General features: G+C 42.3%; 17 protein-coding genes. All 17 read right to left on the bottom strand.

All coding sequences use genetic code 11. From position 1 onward, the window contains the following. Window positions 1-15: 15 nt before the first annotated feature. The 17 genes from bslm_RS08685 to swrB all read right to left on the bottom strand — a co-directional run bounded on the left by bslm_RS08685 (window position 16) and on the right by swrB (window position 19,164). Window positions 16-294 (bottom strand): DUF503 domain-containing protein, encoded by a 279-nt coding sequence (locus bslm_RS08685; RefSeq protein WP_003220950.1) that lies wholly within the window; start codon window positions 292-294, stop codon window positions 16-18. Next, window positions 291-2,441, bottom strand: a complete 2,151-nt coding sequence (infB, locus tag bslm_RS08680; RefSeq protein ID WP_014479801.1) for a translation initiation factor IF-2 — start codon at window positions 2,439-2,441, stop codon at window positions 291-293. The genes bslm_RS08685 and infB overlap by 4 nt, the downstream gene beginning before the upstream one ends. 19 nt (window positions 2,442-2,460) lie before the next feature. Then, window positions 2,461-2,763, bottom strand: coding sequence for a YlxQ family RNA-binding protein (locus bslm_RS08675; protein WP_003220946.1), 303 nt, complete (start codon window positions 2,761-2,763; stop codon window positions 2,461-2,463). 1 nt (window position 2,764) lies between these two features. Continuing rightward, entirely contained in the window at window positions 2,765-3,040 is a 276-nt protein-coding gene (gene rulR / locus bslm_RS08670) for a glucose-induced regulator RulR (RefSeq protein WP_009967250.1), read from the bottom strand. 13 nt (window positions 3,041-3,053) lie between these two features. After that, window positions 3,054-4,169 (bottom strand): transcription termination factor NusA, encoded by a 1,116-nt coding sequence (nusA, locus tag bslm_RS08665; protein ID WP_003231912.1) that lies wholly within the window; start codon window positions 4,167-4,169, stop codon window positions 3,054-3,056. Between the two features lie 34 nt (window positions 4,170-4,203). After that, complete coding sequence (gene rimP / locus bslm_RS08660) at window positions 4,204-4,674, bottom strand: ribosome maturation factor RimP (RefSeq protein WP_003231915.1); 471 nt, start codon at window positions 4,672-4,674, stop codon at window positions 4,204-4,206. 329 nt (window positions 4,675-5,003) lie between these two features. Next, entirely contained in the window at window positions 5,004-9,317 is a 4,314-nt protein-coding gene (locus tag bslm_RS08655; protein ID WP_046381028.1) for a PolC-type DNA polymerase III, read from the bottom strand. 108 nt (window positions 9,318-9,425) lie between these two features. Then, window positions 9,426-11,120 (bottom strand): proline--tRNA ligase, encoded by a 1,695-nt coding sequence (gene proS / locus bslm_RS08650; protein ID WP_046381027.1) that lies wholly within the window; start codon window positions 11,118-11,120, stop codon window positions 9,426-9,428. A 32-nt stretch (window positions 11,121-11,152) separates the two neighbouring features. Beyond that, window positions 11,153-12,421 carry an RIP metalloprotease RseP gene (gene rseP, locus bslm_RS08645; protein ID WP_010886508.1) on the bottom strand — a complete coding sequence of 423 codons (1,269 nt, stop codon included), beginning with the start codon at window positions 12,419-12,421 and terminating at the stop codon, window positions 11,153-11,155. Between the two features lie 6 nt (window positions 12,422-12,427). Continuing rightward, on the bottom strand, window positions 12,428-13,579 hold the full coding sequence (gene dxr, locus bslm_RS08640) for a 1-deoxy-D-xylulose-5-phosphate reductoisomerase (protein ID WP_003245155.1): 1,152 nt from the start codon (window positions 13,577-13,579) through the stop codon (window positions 12,428-12,430). Window positions 13,580-13,640: 61 nt separating this feature from the next. Further along, window positions 13,641-14,450, bottom strand: a complete 810-nt coding sequence (gene cdsA / locus bslm_RS08635; protein WP_015252087.1) for a phosphatidate cytidylyltransferase — start codon at window positions 14,448-14,450, stop codon at window positions 13,641-13,643. Between the two features lie 3 nt (window positions 14,451-14,453). Next, the gene (locus bslm_RS08630; RefSeq protein ID WP_003231925.1) at window positions 14,454-15,236 is read right to left on the bottom strand and encodes an undecaprenyl pyrophosphate synthase; all 783 of its coding nucleotides are present in this window, start codon (window positions 15,234-15,236) and stop codon (window positions 14,454-14,456) included. 130 nt (window positions 15,237-15,366) lie between these two features. Continuing rightward, window positions 15,367-15,924 (bottom strand): ribosome recycling factor, encoded by a 558-nt coding sequence (gene frr / locus bslm_RS08625; RefSeq protein WP_003231927.1) that lies wholly within the window; start codon window positions 15,922-15,924, stop codon window positions 15,367-15,369. Between the two features lies 1 nt (window position 15,925). Further along, entirely contained in the window at window positions 15,926-16,648 is a 723-nt protein-coding gene (gene pyrH, locus bslm_RS08620; RefSeq protein ID WP_003220923.1) for a UMP kinase, read from the bottom strand. 145 nt (window positions 16,649-16,793) lie between these two features. After that, window positions 16,794-17,675 (bottom strand): translation elongation factor Ts, encoded by an 882-nt coding sequence (gene tsf, locus bslm_RS08615; protein WP_003231929.1) that lies wholly within the window; start codon window positions 17,673-17,675, stop codon window positions 16,794-16,796. Window positions 17,676-17,776: 101 nt separating this feature from the next. Then, entirely contained in the window at window positions 17,777-18,517 is a 741-nt protein-coding gene (gene rpsB, locus bslm_RS08610; RefSeq protein WP_003220918.1) for a 30S ribosomal protein S2, read from the bottom strand. Window positions 18,518-18,660: 143 nt separating this feature from the next. After that, window positions 18,661-19,164, bottom strand: a complete 504-nt coding sequence (swrB, locus tag bslm_RS08605) for a swarming motility protein SwrB (protein ID WP_015252089.1) — start codon at window positions 19,162-19,164, stop codon at window positions 18,661-18,663. Window positions 19,165-19,184 lie beyond the last annotated feature (20 nt).

Here is a 19,184-nt window from a genome sequence, read left to right as displayed (position 1 = left end):
TCAATCACCTCTAAGTTAAAACCACTCTGTCCTAGTGATCGTCCGTTCAATTTCAGGAAAAGAATCGATAAACGCTAGGACGCGCTGCAGTTCTTTTTCTGTTTGAACGCGAGAGGAAGAAACAGCGGCGATTCCGAAGCTGGTTCTTTGCCAGGTGTCCTGATAGCCAATCTCCGAAATCGAAACATTGAACTTGTTTTGAACCCTGGTTAAAATCCGCTTCAGAACGGCACGCTTTTCTTTTAGCGATCCTGCATCATAAATGATGCATTCACACTCCGCAAATCCGATCACGTTCTTTCAATTTCTTGCATGACAAACGCTTCTAGGATGTCACCTTCACGAATGTCATTGTATTTCTTAATTGTAATACCACATTCATAGCCTTGTGAAACTTCTTTCACATCGTCTTTAAAGCGTTTCAGAACATCTACTTCGCCTTCAAAGATGACGACGCCGTCACGAATTAAACGGAGGCCGCTGTCGCGCGTAATGGTTCCTTCAGTAACATATCCGCCGGCAATTGTACCGATTTTAGATACTTTGAATGTTTGGCGTACTTCTACTTGACCAATTACTTTTTCTTCATATTCAGGATCAAGCATACCTTTCATGGCAGCTTCAATCTCGTCGATTACTTTGTAAATGATACGGTGAAGTCGAATATCTACATTTTCAGCTTCAGCCGTACTCTTAGCATTTCCGTCCGGTCTCACATTAAACCCGATAACAATTGCATTGGAAGCAGATGCCAAGATAATGTCAGATTCAGTAATCGCACCAACGCCTGTATGGATGATTTTCACTTTAACGCCTTCTACTTCAATTTTTTGAAGCGCAGCCGTTAAAGCTTCAGCAGATCCTTGAACGTCAGCTTTTACGATGAGGTTGATGTCTTTTACATCACCTTGCTTAATTTGCTCGAATAAATCATCAAGACTGAGCTTCGCTTTATCGCTGCGCTGCTCTTCAAGCTGTTTCGAAGCACGGGCTTCACCGACAGAACGAGCTGTTTTTTCATCCTTAAAGACAAGGAATTGGTCTCCCGCTTGAGGGACATCATTCAAACCGGTAATTTCAACCGGAGTTGACGGGCCGGCAGTTTTCACACGGCGGCCAATGTCGTTGACCATTGCACGGACACGGCCAAATGTATTGCCGACTACGATCGGATCACCGACATGCAGTGTTCCAGTCTGTACGAGCAACGTCGCAACTGACCCTCTGCCTTTATCGAGTTCAGCTTCAATAACCGTTCCTTTTGCCTGACGGTTCGGATTCGCTTTCAGTTCCTCTACCTCACTGACAAGCAAAATCATTTCAACGAGCTCATCAATGCCTTTTCCAGTTAAAGCGGAAAGCGGCACAAAAATGGTTTCTCCGCCCCAAGCTTCAGGGACAAGTCCGTATTCCGTCAGTTCTTGCATTACACGGTCAGGGTTTGCGGATTCTTTATCTATTTTATTCACAGCAACGATGATTGGAACCTCTGCTGCTTTTGCATGGTTAATCGCTTCAACTGTTTGCGGCATGACACCGTCATCGGCAGCTACGACAAGAATCGTAATATCAGTTACTTCTGCACCGCGTGCACGCATTGTTGTAAATGCGGCGTGGCCCGGTGTATCCAAGAACGTGATTTTCTTGCCGTTCTCTTCAATTTGATAAGCGCCGATATGCTGAGTGATTCCGCCTGCTTCTCCTTCAACAACCTTTGTTTTACGGATGCTGTCAAGAAGCGTTGTTTTCCCATGGTCAACGTGGCCCATGATTGTCACGACAGGAGGACGAATTTCAAGATCCTCTTCATTATCAGGCTCTTCGTATTTTTCCAGCTCTGTTTCTTCAAGCACAATGACCTCTTCTGTTTCAACACCATATTCTGATGCAATGAGTTCGATTGTGTCTTTATCAAGCTCTTGGTTAATGGTTGCCATTACGCCAAGAAGCATCAGCTTTTTAATGATTTCTGAAGGCTCTTTGCCAAGCTCTTCAGCAAGTGCGCCAACTGTTAAAGTGCCAGAGAATGTAATTTTCTCAGGAAGCTCTTTTTTCGGCTTTACAGGCTTTTGCTGATGTTGGTTTTTATTATTGTTGTTGTTGCGTTTATTTTTTTTGTTGTTGTTATTCTTCTTGTTTTTGTTAAATTGATTATTCTGCACGTCATTCTTCTTTCCGTCTCGAATTTTATTTGGTTGATTTCCAGCTGATTGCTGATTAACCCCTTGTGGCTGTTTGTTTTTGTTCGTTTCTGCTGGCTTTTGAGATTTAGCAGCTGCGCCGCCTTTTTTATATTTGGCATCTAGCTTTTTAATGGCCTTTTCTTCAAGCATGGCCATGTGATTATTCACTTCTAAATCCATGTTCTTCAGTGCGGTCAAAATTTCCTTACTTGAAACATTTAACGCTTTTGCATATTCGTATACTCTCATTTTAGCCATTCGTTCACCCCCAAAAATATTAATCGAGCAAGCTGATCAGCTTATTCGCAAAACCTTGGTCAGTGACGGCGACAACGACACGGGCTTCTTTACCGATAGAGCGTCCAAGAACCGCGCGACTCTCGACTTTTTTATAAGGGACTTTATAATAATTGCACTTGTCAGTTACTTTTTTTGCTGTGTTAGATGATGCATCCTCTGTAAGCAGGACAAGCTTTGCACGCGCATTCCTGATTTCTTTTATTACCAAGTCTTCGCCTGACACGACCTTACGAGCTCGATTGGCCAGACCCAGCAAGGGAAACCATTCCATTCCAGACATTTTATTTTTTCACCTTTTCCGCCAGTTCCAGCAATTCATCGAAAATCTGGTCATCGATTTGTGATTGAAATTGATTTTGCAAAGTGTTTTTCTTTTTTGCTGCTAAGATGCACTCTTTATCCAGCGTTAAATAAGCACCCCGCCCATTCTTTTTTCCGGTCGGGTCTACTGAGATTTCGCCTTCTTTCGACCGTACAACTCGGATCAGTTCCTTTTTAGGCTTCATTTCACCAGTCACTACACATTTGCGTAATGGGATCTTTTTGTGTTTATTCACCTAAAGTCACCTCTTATTCATCCGATTCAGCAGTTTCAGGCTCCGTAAAGAGCGGCTCATCATCTTCTTCAAGTTCTCTCGGATAGATTCCAAGTTCTCTTGCGTCCGTTTCGCTCTTAATATCAATCTTCCAGCCTGTCAGTTTAGCAGCTAAGCGTGCGTTTTGTCCTCTTTTTCCAATTGCCAGAGACAGCTGGTAATCAGGAACAATAACAGTTGTCGCTTTTTCTTCTTCATTAACAATGACATCAAGCACTTTGGAAGGGCTGAGCGCATTCGCGACAAATTCTACAGGATCACTGGACCAGTTGACAATGTCAATTTTTTCACCTTTTAATTCATTGACGATTGCTTGCACACGCTGGCCTTTAGGCCCTACGCATGAACCGACAGGATCCACGTCAGGATCATCTGTGCGAACAGAAATTTTCGAACGGTCGCCGGCTTCTCTGGCAACAGATTTTAGCTCGACAGTTCCATCATAAATTTCAGGCACTTCAATTTCAAACAAACGCTTTAACAGGCCTGGATGTGTTCTTGACACATAAATCTGCGGGCCCTTCGTTGTTTTTTCTACTTTTGTGATATATACCTTAATGCGGTCATGGGGCTTGTAGCTTTCATTCGGCATTTGCTCATTAACCGGCAGCAAGGCTTCTATTTTGCCTAAAGACACGTAGATAAATTTATTGTCCAGACGCTGGACGATCCCTGTCATGATGTCTTCTTCACGGTCGATAAATTCAGAATAGATCACACCGCGCTCAGCTTCGCGCACACGCTGTGTGACGACCTGCTTTGCTGTTTGAGCAGCTATGCGCCCGAAATCCTTAGGTGTAACTTCGATTTCGACGACATCTCCGACCATATATTCCGGATGGATGCCCTGCGCCTCTTCAATTGAGATCTCTAATCTCTGGTCGTATACTTCGTCAACGACATCTTTTCTTGCAAATACACGGATGGAGCCAGTTTCACGGTTTAGATCCACCCGTACATTTTGCGCTTGATTAAAATTCCGCTTATAAGCAGAAATTAACGCAGCTTCGATTGCTTCGATGATAATTTCTTTACTGATGCCTTTTTCTTTTTCAAGAATCGTGAGAGCATCTAATAATTCACTGCTCATTTAACGGTCTCCCCCCTTAAAACATTTGTATTGATTAGAATGTAACAGCTAATCTTGCATTAGCTATCTTTTCATACGGAATATTGATCCGTTTCTTTCTTGTTTTGATCGTGATCTCAACTGTCACTGTTTGTCCATCAAATTCAGCCAGTTCACCTTCAAACACTTTTACGCCGTCAATAGGCTCATACGTCTTAATGTATACGTTTTTTCCTAGTGATTTTTCGAAATCGGCTTTTTTCTTTAGCGGACGCTCAGCTCCTGGAGATGAGACTTCAAGAAAGTAATTTTGGCTGATTGGGTCTGCCTCATCAAGCTTTTCGCTTAAAGCTTCGCTTACTTTGGCACATTCCTCAATATCCACACCGTCATCGGAATCAATAAACACGCGAAGGAACCAGCTTTGGCCCTCTTTGACAAATTCAATGTCAACGAGTTCCAGCTGAAGGCTGTCTACGATTGGCTGAGCCATTTCTTGAACGGTGTCAGTCACTTTTTTGCTCATGTTCTTCCTCCTTGTGCTGTCGATCTCATATTCGTCTCGTCACTCTGCATAAAAACCCTGCTTCAAAAGAGCAGGGGCTAAAAAGTAAACGATGAACATGTCGAGACAAAATTCTCCTGTTCAATACAAAAGAGCGGGTTTCCCCACTCTTTGCCTCGGTAATCGTTAGCATTTCCAATAAAACTATACCATAACCATATTTTTATTGCAAATGGATATACGCTTACCTTCATACCTAAGCAAGTGACAGAAACTCTAATATTACGATGGCACTTTTTGCGCTTATGTATGCATAGAAGCAGAATTTCTGAGAAATTCTGCTTTCCATATTAGAACAGTGACAATTGGTTTTGATCAGGCAGTGACTCCAGACAGCCATGGCGATCTAAGTACTCTAAAATCGTTTTTGATACTTTCCCTCTCTTTTGCAAATCTTCTTTTGAGAGGAATTCGCCTTCTTCACGAGCTTTTACAATGTTCAAAGCAGCGTTCGTCCCTAACCCTGGAATAGAGTTAAACGGCGGAATAAGACTGTTGCCGTCAATAATAAACTCTGTGGCGCTGGAGCGATATAAATCGACTTTTTGGAATGAATAGCCTCTCTCACACATCTCAAGCGCTAATTCTAAAACAGTCAGAAGGTTCTTTTCCTTCGGTGAAGCATCAAGTCCTTTAGCGTTTATATCCTCCATTACCGCTCTGATTGCTGTAGAGCCCTTGATCATTGTATCAATATCAAAGTCATCTGCACGAACGGTAAAATAAGCCGCATAATACAAAAGAGCATGATGCACTTTAAAGTAAGCAATGCGGACTGCCATTAAGACATATGCCGCGGCGTGGGCTTTCGGGAACATGTATTTAATCTTTTTACAGGAATCAATATACCAGTCTGGGACATTGTTATTTTTCATTTCTTCTTCCCATTCAGGCGTTAATCCTTTTCCTTTACGCACGAATTCCATGATTTTAAAGGCAAGGGACGGTTCAAGGCCTTGATAGATTAAATAAACCATAATGTCATCACGGCAGCCGATAACCTCACTCAGCTCACAAATATTATTGTGGATGAGCTCCTGTGCATTGCCAAGCCATACATCAGTTCCGTGAGACAAGCCTGAAATCTGAACGAGCTCAGAAAAAGTTGTTGGCTTTGTATCTTCAAGCATCTGCCGGACAAATCGGGTTCCGAATTCAGGAATTCCAAGAGTGCCCGTTTTACAGCCAATCTGTTCTTCAGTCACACCGAGTGATTCGGTTCCCTGGAAGATCTTCATCACTTCAGGATCATCCGTCGGAATTGTTTTCGGATCTATTCCGCTTAAGTCTTGAAGCATCCGAATAACAGTCGGGTCATCGTGTCCGAGAATATCAAGTTTTAACAGGTTGTCATGGATGGAGTGGAAATCAAAATGAGTCGTTTTCCACTCTGAACCTGTGGCATCTGCCGGGAACTGGATCGGTGAAAAATCATAAATATCCATATAATCCGGAACTACGATAATACCGCCAGGGTGTTGTCCAGTTGTACGTTTTACACCCGTGCATCCCTGTACGAGCCGATCTATTTCGGCACCGCGCATATGAAGATTGTTGTCTCCGGCATAGCCTTTTACATAACCGTAGGCTGTTTTTTCTGCCACCGTGCCTATTGTTCCCGCACGATATACATTGTCTTCTCCGAACAATACTTTTGTGTAATTGTGTGCTTGCGGCTGATATTCCCCTGAGAAGTTCAAATCGATATCAGGTACTTTGTCCCCTTTAAATCCTAAGAACGTTTCAAATGGAATATCATGGCCGTCTTTTTTCAAAGGCGTTCCGCAATGAGGACATGTCTTGTCAGGCAGGTCAAAACCAGAACCGACAGAACCGTCATTAAAGAACTCAGAATGCTGGCACTCAGGACAAACATAGTGCGGCGGCAGCGGGTTTACCTCAGTAATCTCAGTAAGTGTCGCAACTAATGAAGATCCTACGGAACCACGGGAACCAACGAGATACCCATCATCTAGTGAACGTTTTACAAGTTTGTGAGAGATCAAGTAAATAACAGCAAATCCGTGGCCAATAATACTCTTTAACTCTTTTTCAATCCGCGCTTCGACAATTTCAGGCAGCTCTTCCCCGTAAATGCTTCTTGCACGCTGATAGCTCATTTCTCTGATCTCTTCATCAGCGCCTTCGATTTTCGGCGTATATAAATCATCTTTAATCGGCTTGATGTCATCAACTAAAGAAGCAACCTTTTGGGTATTGGTGACTACGATCTCCTTCGCTTTTTCTTCACCTAAGAAAGAAAAAGCTTCAAGCATTTCGTCTGTCGTTCTAAAATGCACTTTCGGCAGTTCATGCCTATTCAGCGGATTTGCCCCGCCTTGTGAGGATATTAAAATCTTTCTGTAGATTTTATCCTCATCATTCAAATAATGAACATTTCCCGTAGCAACAACCGGTTTATTAAGCTTTTCCCCCAGCTTCGTGATATTCGCAATAATTTCTTTCAGCGCTTTTTCATCACGGACCAGTTCAAGCTCCAGCAAGTGACGATACACTTCAGGCGGCTGAACCTCAAGGTAATCATAGAATGACGCGATATCTTCCACCTCTTCAGGCGATTTTTGCATCATTCCCTCAAAAACCTCTCCCCTGTCACAGGCAGAACCGATCAGAAGCCCTTCCCTGTATTTCTCAAGCTGAGATCTCGGAATACGCGGCACTCTGTAAAAATAATGAATATGAGAAAGTGACACAAGCTTAAATAAATTTTTAAGTCCCGTGCTGTTCACGGCAAGTAATGTTGCATGATACGGTCTTGATCTTTGATAAGCATTGGACTGACCCATATTTTCATTCAACTCATCATGGTACTGAATACCTTTTTCAGCTGCGTCTTTCAGCATTTTCAGAAGCAAATAAGCGGTTGCCTCAGTATCATAGATCGCACGGTGATGCTGTGTGAGTTCGATATCAAACTTTTTACAAAGTGTGTTCAACCGGTGGTTCTTAAATTCCGGATAGAGAAAACGTCCAAGTTCAAGCGTATCAATGACTGGGTTTTTAGCTTTTTCGACTTCAAGAAGCTTTTTATAGGCTACATTTAAGAATCCCATATCAAAGCTTGCATTATGAGCGACAAGAATATCATCGCCAATCCATTCTCTGAAATCTCTTATTACATCTACGACATCCGGAGCGTCTTGTAGCATATCATCTGTGATCCCTGTCAGCTCTATGATTGTGGCGGAAAGCGGACGATGCGGGTTCGCAAACGCCTCAAATTTATCAATAATTTCTCCGCCTTTTACTTTTACTGCAGCCAGCTCAATAATGGTATCGTATACAGCAGACAATCCTGTCGTCTCAACGTCAAAAACAACATATGTTTCTTCTTCGAGCAGACGATGTGCGGCATTATAAGCAATTGGCACGCCATCATCCACGAGATTCGCTTCCATCCCGTAAATCATTTTAATTCCATGCTTTTTGGCCGCAGAATACGCATCAGGGAAGGATTGAACGACAGCATGGTCGGTCAAAGCGATGGCCTCATGCCCCCATTTTTTCGCCTGTTCGACAAGCTTTCCGATACCCGTAACAGCATCCATTTGGCTCATTGGGGAATGAAGATGCAATTCCACTCTTTTTTCTCCTTCAGGTGCTGAATCTTCACGGGTTTTTGCTTTTATTTCGTTTACGTCATTTGCGATCATGACAAGGTCTCTGACAAATGTATCATTTTGAATGCTTCCGCGTGCTTTTACCCACATTCCTTTTTTCAGAGACTTCATCAGCGTCGCATCTTCTTTTTCACGTGCAAACATTTTGATCAAAATACTATTTGTATAGTCTGTAATTTTGAAGATACACAGCGTGCGCCCGCTCTTCAGCTCGCGCGTCTCCACATCAAACACATAACCTTGGACCGTAATTCTCCGTTCTTCGTCCATGATGCTGTCAAGCGTCCGGATTTCCTCGTTATCTTTAATTGGATAACCGATAACAAGAGGACCAGATGGTGCTTGGTCTTCATCACTTTCTTTATCTTTCTTCTCCATTTCAATCAAGGCCTGCATAGCCCGCTCTTGGTCTTCCGCAAGCTTTTGCTCCCGAAACTTTTGAACTTCTTGCTCGGATACAAATATTTCAGCATCAAGCTGAAGATCCGGAAAGCCAAATTGACGGTATTCTGCTTGAATCATGGAACTGTATTTGTTTTTTAGCGCAGCCGCTTCTGTATCCGTTTTGGTTTTGACAATCAGTTTATTGCCCTTCAGCTTCGGTTTTTGCTGGTTTAAAAGACTGATAATCGGCGGCGAAATGCCCTGCAGTTCTTCTATGCAGCGTGACCAGTAGTCTTGTACGATACTTTCACTGACCTCGGCATCCTGAACTTCAATTGAAGATGTCACTTTTGCTATGTGGGCAAACGATTGCGTCAGCCTCGTTGTTAATGTGTCATATATTTGAAAAGGCAGCAAAGATTTAAATTGAAAATGAAAATGCCAAGACTTAGAAGCTTTGTGAATTGTCAGCTTTTTAATCTCGCCATGTTCAAAGTATGTCATGAAGGTATCATCTGTCATATTAATCTGCTGCAGAAGAATTTGAAACTGCCTTCTGTTTACTGATAACTGTTCCATTAAGACAGTATCCCTCCCTAAAAACATCATAAGTGAAGGTACCTCAGGCAATGAGGTACCTTCTATTATTTCTATTTTAACATGTTTTTTGATAAATCGTTATGGTGATTACTGCTTGCTGATAAACGCAGATAATTCGTCTACTGAGATTTCAGTTGACTCACCAGTTTGACGAATTTTCACTTCGACGATTCCTTCGTCAGCCCGTTTTCCGACAGTGATACGGATTGGAAGGCCGATTAGATCTGAATCAGCGAATTTTACGCCGGCACGCTCAGTACGGTCATCATAGAGCACTTCATAGCCTTCCGCTTTTAAATCGGCATACAGCTTTTCAGCAAGCTCTCTTTGCCCATCGTTTTTCATGTTCAATGCAAGAATATGAAGATCGTACGGCGCAACGCTTTTTGGCCATATTAATCCTTTTTCGTCGTGATGCTGTTCAGCAATAGCAGAAAGCGTTCTTGACACACCGATTCCGTAACAGCCCATCAGCATTGGCTGCGCGCGTCCGTTTTCATCTAAATATGTCGCATTCATCGCTTCTGAATAGCGTGTTCCGAGCTTAAAGACTTGTCCGACTTCGATTCCCTCAGCAAAACGGATCGTTCCCTTGCCGTCTGGTGAAGGATCACCTTCTTTAATAAAACGAAGATCAGCAAATTCTTTAATTTGCGCGTCACGATTCACATTGACATTTTTATAATGATGATCTCCTTCATTTGCCCCGGCAACAGCATTAACCATTGCTTTCACAGCTTGATCGGCATATACTTCCACATCCTGATGAATACCGACAGGGCCTACAAAGCCTGGCTCTGTTCCGAGCTGCTGAATGACCTCTTCATGTGTGGCAAGCTCTACAACTTCTGCATGAAGCAAGTTTTTCACTTTAATATCGTTAACTTCATGATCCCCTCTTACAAGCACTAAGACAAAACGGTCATCAGCTTTAAACAATACTGACTTAATGCACGCTTCAGTCGAAACCTGCAAGAACGCAGTCAGTTCTTCGATTGTTTTCACGTTAGGCGTATGAACCTTCTCTAGAGCTTTAGGCTCCTCATCTGAAGGAACTTCCTGGTGAAGAACTTCAGCCATCTCGATATTAGCCGCGTACTGTGATTCATCAGAATACGCAATCGTATCCTCTCCGATCGCAGAAAGTGCCATAAATTCGTGCGTATCCTTTCCTCCCATTGCGCCTGAATCAGCGATAACAGGTCTTACATTAATGCCGCAGCGGGCAAAAATATTAGAATAGGCTTCGTACATTTTTTGATACGTTTCATCCAGGCTCTCTGCAGATGCATGGAAAGAGTACGCATCCTTCATAATAAATTCGCGGCCTCTTAACAAACCGAAGCGAGGACGTTTTTCATCTCTGAACTTAGACTGAATTTGATAAAGAGTCAGAGGGAGACGCTTATAAGATTTAACCTCATCGCGAACAAGCGAAGTGATAACCTCTTCATGCGTTGCCCCTAAAGCAAATTCACGGCCATGACGGTCTTTTAGTCTCATCAGTTCGGGACCATACGTATACCATCTGCCTGATTCCTGCCATGTCTCTGCCTGCTGCAATGCGGGCATGAGCATTTCTACGGCATCAATTTTCTCCATTTCTTCTCGAACAATCTGCTGAATGTTTTGAATCACCTTATACGCAAGAGGCATATAGCTGTATACCCCGCTCGTATTCTGTCTGATAAATCCTGCTCTCAGAAGAAGCTGATGACTTTTTGCTTCGGCATCAGCTGGAACTTCACGGAGCGTAGGAATAAGCGTCAAGCTTTGTCTCATTTCTTCGCACCTCTGATTGATTTACTTTTCGTTTACAAAAACAGCCGCTGGATATCGTTCCATGTGACAACCAGCATAAGAAGCATTAAGAAAGCTACGCCGATAAACACAACAAATGCTTCTTTTTCCCTGTTAATCGGTTTGCCCCGAATCGCTTCAATAAATAGAAACAACAGTCTTCCTCCGTCAAGTGCCGGAATCGGAAGCAGGTTGACAATCCCAAGGTTAATGCTTAAAAACGCCGCAAACTGAAATAAGTTCACTATCCCTGTTTTCGCCACTTGGTCTGTCATGTCATATATGCCGACAGGACCTGACAGCATATCGAGTTTAAATTGGCCTGTTACTAATTTGCTCAGATTGGTTAAAATGGCTTTGGTGACATCAACTGTTGATGTCGCGCCGTAAGCAACCGCTGAGAGTACGCCTTTTTCAGTCGGCGCATAGGAACCGAAACGTCCGATTGTTTTTTTGTTCTCATCTTTAACAGCTTCCGGAGTCACCGAAATATGAAGCGTTTTGTTATCTCTTTTTACTGCAACGTCCATTTCTTTCTCCGGGTTTTCTTTTACAGCGGAGACAATGTCAGTCCAAGACCTCATTTTCTCTCCGTTAATGCTTTGGATATAATCCCCTTCTTTTAGCCCTGCTTCAGCCGCCCGTCCATTGTCTGTCAGCTGCCCGAGCATAGGTTCATTTGACGGTACGCCTTGAATCAGCCCAAGCATCACTAAAATGACGTAAGCTAAAATAAAGTTCATAATCGGCCCTGCAGCAATTGCTTTAATCCGCTGCCACACAGGTTTGGAACCAAATTGGCGATTATACGGCGCAATCTGCACTTCTTCTCCGTCTACAATAAAAAAGGATGTTTCGCTGACAGTAAAGCTGGAAAGTTCGTCCTCTTTCCCCTGTTCATAACCGGTGATCTTCATGTCATGCTCTAGATCCGCTGTTTCCACTTCAATGACTAATGCATCCGGATATTTTTCCTTTTGATTGATGATGACTTTCTCAACTTGATCTTCCTTATTAAACAGAAGCCCGACCGTGTATCCGGGTTTCACCTCAATCATTTCCGGATCTTCGCCGGCCATACGAACAAATCCGCCGACCGGAAGCAGCCTGATCGTATAAACTGTTTCATTTTTTTTGAAAGAAAAAATCTTTGGACCGAAGCCGATCGCAAATTCACGGCAGAGAATTCCCGCTCTTTGGGCTAGCAATAAATGGCCCAGTTCATGGAAGAAAACGAGCGTTCCGAAAATAATGATAAACGCTATAACTGTATTCACGAACATACCACCTTATGTGAGTATTGAATTGACGTATCCCCGGGTATCTTTGTCCACTTCTTGAATGTCCGCCAGGCTCGGTTTTTTCAGTAATTGATGGCGGGTTAGTGCCTTTTCGATACAGTCTTCAATAGCCAAAAACGGTATCTTGCCAGCTAAAAAGGCAGCGACAGCTACTTCGTTTGCCGCATTTAGCACTGTCGGCATTGTTCCTCCTATTTTACCTGATTCAAAAGCAAATTGTAAGCATCGGAACCTGTCAAAATCAGCTTTCTCAAAATGAAGGCTGCCGATTTCCCATAATTCAAGCCTTTTCGCATCTGGTAATGGCAATCGGTCAGGATAAGTGAGCGCATATTGAATGGGGACTCTCATATCCGGAGTTCCGAGCTGTGCGATCACACTTTTATCATGGAACTCAACCATTGAATGGATGATGCTCTCCTTATGTAAAACCACATCAATTTGTTCATAAGGTATATCGAAAAGCCAGTGTGCCTCGATCACCTCTAATCCCTTATTCATCATTGTAGCCGAATCAATTGTAATTTTTGCACCCATTGACCAGTTTGGATGTTTTAATGCATCTTCAACTGTTACTGATTCGAGCTCCTCCCGCGTCTTGTCCCGAAAACTTCCGCCGGATGCCGTAATGATGAGGCGTTCAATGTTTTTAGCCTGTTCGCCTTGAAGAGCTTGAAAAATGGCTGAATGCTCACTGTCAACAGGCAGCAGCGGAACATCATATTTCTTAGCATGTTCTTTTACTATATGCCCTGCAGTGACAAGAGTTTCCTTATTTGCAAGCGCAATTGTTTTTTTCTGTTCAATTGCCTTTAATGTCGGGATAAGACCGACGCTTCCAAGCAAAGCGTTGACAACAATGTCAACCTCCTCCATCACTGCTGCTTCTATCAGTCCTTCTTCTCCCAGCCCGATTTGGCATTCAAAAGAAAAAGACATTTGTTTTAATTTATGATATGTATCCAGATCACCGACAGAGACAAACTTCGGCTGAAAGACCTCAATCATTGGAACGGCCTTATCAATATTTCTGCCAAACGACATAGATACCAGCTGAAATTGGTCTTGATGTGCACGCAGTACATCAAGAGTCTGTTCGCCGATTGATCCTGTTGCTCCTAAAAGACAAATATTTTTCAAAGTTGCCACTACTCCTATTCTTATTGCTGCATGATCAGTCTCATATTCATATTAGACTTTTTTATGAAAAAAGGGCAAGCAGAAAGTACAAGAAAGGCATGACAAACAAGAAACTGTCAAAACGGTCTAATATACCGCCATGCCCGGGAAGAATATTCCCAGAATCCTTTACATCGTAATGTCTTTTCAAGGCGGATTCCACTAAATCTCCCAGTTGTCCAAAAACAGACAAAAACAGCGTGATCAACAGCAGATAGATATACGGGATCGGAAGTTGTGCAACAAGCTGAAAAATCGTCGCCAATACAAGTGCGATGACAATTCCGCCTGCAAACCCTTCCACTGTTTTATTCGGACTGATTTCAGGCCACAGTTTCCGCTTCCCAAGCGATTTACCGACAAAATAGGCACCGGAATCGGTGGACCAAATGACAACACACGCATAAAAAATGTATGTTAATCCGTATTGGTCAAGATTTCTGATTTCGATAAAATAATGAAAACACATTCCGATGTAAATTGCTGCAAGCGTAATAAACCCGACTTCATCAAAAGTAAAGGTGTTCTTGACCAACACTGTGTAAGTCAGCAATAGCAGTACCGCAAATAAAGCGATTTCCATTTTGGAAATCCCGTCCGCTTCAAAAAACGAATACTGGCTTGGCAATAAGAACATCCACAATAATAAAAGACCGATCAAACCAGGCAGTGAAACCAGCTTCAGCTTTTTCATCCGTAAAAGTTCAAAAAGCGCCACACTGCTCATAGCATAAATTAATATGGTGAACGGCAATTTCCCGACAATAACCAAAAATAAAAATACAATTGCTGCCAGAACACCTGTCAAAATTCTTTGTTTCATGTCCACCATCCTCTAAATTCCGCCAAACCTCCGGCCTCTCTGCTGAAACTCTCCTAACGCCTGCAAGAAGTGATCTTCTTTAAAGTCAGGCCACAAGACGTCAGTAAAGACAAATTCACTGTAGGCAACCTGCCATAGCATAAAATTACTCAGCCTTATCTCGCCGCTCGTTCGAATTAAAAGTTCAGGATCCTGCAAAGATTCAGTCATCAAATAAGTAGAAAAAAGCGATTCATCAATGTCTTCAATATTCAAAGAGCCTTCCTTCACTTTTTCCGCGAGTGATTTTGCAGCACTGACAATTTCAGTACGGCCTCCATAGTTAAGAGCAAAATTAAGGATCATTCCGTCGTTTTGCGCCGTGTCCTGTACAGCTTTTTCAATCGCACGTAATGTGTGCGCCGGCAAAGCCGTTTCATCCCCAATGATCCGAACCTGTACATTTTCCTCAACAAGCTCTGGAAGATACGTATTCAAAAATTCTTCCGGAAGCTTCATTAAAAAATCGACCTCCATTTTCGGTCTTTTCCAGTTTTCTGTTGAAAATGCATACAATGTCAGTACTTTGACACCTAATTCGTTTGCGAGCTTCGTGGTCCTTTTTACCACCTTCATCCCTTCATGGTGGCCTGCAATTCTGGGAAGAGAGCGTTTTTTAGCCCAACGGCCATTTCCATCCATGATAATGGCGATGTGTTCGGGAATTTCTCCCTTAAGTATGTCTTCTTTTGTATAACGTTCTAAGTTGGAAGCCGCAGTTTGCTGATTCTTCCAATTTTTGAGTATGTTGAGCATGAGATTCCTCCGTCACCCAAAAAGGTTACATTCCCTGCTGATAATCAATGTAATCAACAGTATTAACAAAAAAACCCCCTGTAAACATGAGAGGGTCTTTTCACTATTATCTATTGTACATAGTTTTTCATTAAACTTCCATGATTTCTTTTTCTTTGTCTTTTGTGACACTGTCAATTTTTGACACATATTCATCTGTCAGTTTTTGAACGTCTTCAGTGGAAGCACGCAGTTCATCCTCAGTAATGTCTCCGTTTTTCTCAAGTTTTTTGAGATCATCGTTAGCATCACGGCGAACGTTACGAACAGCTACTTTTGCTTCTTCAGCATATTTTTTTACAACTTTCACTAATTCTTTCCGTCTCTCTTCTGTTAGTGCCGGAATTGCAATTCGAATCATATTGCCGTCACTTGTTGGTGTAAGACCTAAATCAGCTTTTAAAATCGCTTTTTCGATATCGCCGATTGCTGTTTTATCGTATGGTGTGATAACGAGCATACGAGCTTCAGGCACGTTAATAGAAGACAACTGATTTAAAGGTGTCTGCGCTCCGTAATATTCAACCGTTACTTTATCTAATAATGATGGATTTGCACGGCCTGCGCGTACAGTAGCCAATTCGCGCTGATAAGCAGCAATTGCTTTTTCCATTTTTTCTTTTGTTTGAGTTAATACTTCTTTTGACACGTTATTTCCCCCTCACGATCGTTCCGATTGATTCACCGATAACGGCACGTTTGATATTTCCTTCTTCCATAATAGAAAAGACGATAAGCGGAATGTCATTGTCCATGCATAAAGAGGAAGCTGTTGAATCCATGACTTCCAGGCCGTCTTTAAGAACGTCAAGATAAGAAAGTGATTCATACTTAACAGCTGATTCATCTTTTCTAGGATCAGCATTATACACACCGTCAACGTTATTTTTAGCCATTAAAATAACGTCTGCCTCAATTTCAGCAGCCCGCAGTGCAGCTGTCGTATCAGTTGAGAAATATGGGTTTCCTGTGCCCGCAGCGAAAATAACGACACGTTTTTTCTCTAAGTGGCGTATCGCTTTTCTTCTTATGTACGGTTCAGCAACTTGTCTCATTTCAATGGATGTTTGCACTCTGGACTGGATTCCGAGTGTTTCCAAGCTGTCTTGAAGAGCAAGCGAATTCATTACTGTCGCCAGCATTCCCATATAGTCAGCAGTCGCGCGGTCCATGCCCAGGTCACTTCCTGTTTTTCCGCGCCATAAGTTGCCGCCGCCTACAACAACAGCCACTTCGACTTCAAGCTCAGCGATTTCCTTCACTTGCTTTGCAATGGATTGAATGACAGTCGGGTTAATTCCATTTCCCTGTTCTCCTGCCAATGCTTCCCCGCTAAGCTTTAATACGATACGTTTGTATTTTGGTTTTTCCATGATAACCTCCAAGTGTAAACATTGCCGTTTTCTATTATGCAAGAGAAAAAAAGGTTTGTAAATATAGTTTTAAAAATAGGGAACACAAAATGTGTCCCCTATACTGCCTGAAAAGACGCGACTTAGCCGCGAAATCTTTTCACCATTATTTTTTCACTTGGTTCATTACTTCTTCAGCAAAGTTTTCTTGACGTTTTTCGATGCCTTCTCCAACTTCATAGCGGACAAAAGTTTGAACAGTAGCGTTTTTCGCTGCAATAACTTGTTTCACTTTTTCATCTGGGTTTTTAACGAACGCTTGGTCTAATAGACAAATTTCTTCGAAGAATTTGTTCAGACGGCCTTCAACCATTTTCGCTACGATGTTTTCAGGTTTGCCTTCTTGGAGGGCTTGCTGAGTTAAGATTTGACGCTCATGATTTGTTTCTTCTTCAGATACTTGATCACGAGAAATGTAACGAGGGTTAACTGCAGCAACGTGCATTGCGATATCTTTCGCAGTTTCTTCATCAGTTGTACCGTTGAGAACAGTTAATACACCGATGCGGCCGCCCATGTGAAGGTACGCACCGAATGCAGAGCTGTCGTCTTTTGTAAGAACTGTAAAGCGGCGAAGAGTGATTTTCTCACCGATTTTAGCAACTGCGCTTGTGATGTACTCTTCAACAGTTGAGCCATTTTCCATTTTTTGGCCCATTGCTTCTTCAACATCAGCTGGCGTGTTTGCAAGAAGGTGGTCAGCTAAAGTGTTAAGAAGCTCTTTAAAACCTTCGTTTTTCGCAACGAAATCAGTTTCAGAGTTTACTTCTAGGATAACGCCTTTGTTGCCGTCAGTTTTAATAAGAGTAGAACCTTCTGCTGCGATACGGTCAGCTTTTTTCGCTGCTTTTGCAATTCCTTTTTCTCTTAAAAGGTCAATTGCTTTGTCCATATCTCCGTCAGTTTCAGTTAACGCTTTTTTACAATCCATCATGCCCGCGCCAGTTTTTTCACGCAGTTCTTTTACTTGCTGTGCAGTAATTGCCATTTGTATTCCTCCTTATATGTTTAAACAAGAGTATGTATATTACACATTTTTCTTGAAAAAAGGTGATAAAAGGCAGTCCCTCTTATCACCTTTTGAATAGGTTACGCAGTTGTTGTTTCTGTTTCTGGTGCAGTTTCTTCAGCAACTTCCGCTTCTTCTTCGCCTTGCTTCGCTTCTAAGATTGCATCTGCCATTTTAGAAGTTAGAAGTTTAACAGCACGGATAGCGTCATCGTTCGCTGGGATAACAACATCGATTTCATCTGGATCACAGTTAGTATCTACGATACCGATGATAGGGATGTTTAATTTGCGAGCTTCCGCAACAGCGATGCGCTCTTTGCGAGGATCGATGATGAATAATGCATCAGGAAGATCCTTCATATCTTTAATTCCGCCTAGGAATTTTTCAAGACGCTCTAATTCTTTTTTCAATTGAACGACTTCTTTTTTAGGAAGTACATCAAACGTACCGTTTTCTTGCATTTTTTCAATGTCTTTAAGACGTTTAATACGTTTTTGGATTGTTTCAAAGTTTGTTAATGTACCGCCCAACCAGCGTTGGTTGACATAGTACATGCCAGAGCGTTGAGCTTCTTCTTTAACAGAATCTTGAGCTTGTTTTTTTGTTCCGACGAAAAGGATTTTTCCGCCTTCAGCAGCAAGATTTTTAGTGAAGTTGTAAGCTTCCTCTACTTTTTTGACTGTTTTTTGAAGGTCAATGATGTAGATTCCGTTACGCTCCGTGAAAATGTAACGCTTCATTTTGGGGTTCCAACGGCGTGTTTGGTGACCGAAGTGAACACCAGCTTCAAGCAATTGCTTCATAGAAATGACTGACATGTTATTTCCTCCTAATATAATGGTTTTTTTCCTCCGCTTAGGTCATTTTTGTGCAGAACTGCCGCCTGCAGCACCCTCTGCATAAATCGTTAAGCGTGTGTATTTAACACCAAGACATAATATAACACAGCTTTATCCGACAATCAAGAATCCTTTACACCTTTGGAGCGAAATTTTAAAAATAGCTCGATTTCTGTCTTTCCGCTCTTCATTTTCTGGGCAATTTGACTTGCCGAATATCCCTGTTCATATAATTCTATGACCTGGTCTTCAAATGATTGGACCTCACTGTTTACGATCTCTTCCCGACGGTCAACCTCTGTAATCAGACCTTCAATATGTTCAGGAAGATTCTCTGCCTCTTGAACTGGATCCCGCTCTTGATATGTTTCAGAGTGCTGAAGGCCTGGCTTTTGGGATTCTTCATCTGATTGACTTGCAGATGAAGCTTTATTTTCTATCAGTTTCTCATTTTCTTCTTTTAATTCAAGCAGAAATGCCGCCAAGGTGTTTTCCGTCTCTTCAAGTATCTGTTTTTGCTGTTTTTCTGTTTCTTTCACTGCAGCGAGCCTCGTATACAGGATAATGACAGCGTACAGAAGAACGCCGTGGAGCGTAAAGCTTAAAAGCCATAATAGTGTTGACATGTTTTTCACTCGCTAACCAT

Origin of the sequence: Bacillus sp. LM 4-2, from assembly GCF_000978495.1 — a bacterium.
Classification (GTDB): domain Bacteria; phylum Bacillota; class Bacilli; order Bacillales; family Bacillaceae; genus Bacillus; species Bacillus subtilis.
The sequence above is the reverse complement of the archived record's forward strand: the minus strand, read 5'-3'. Positions and strand labels throughout refer to the sequence as shown.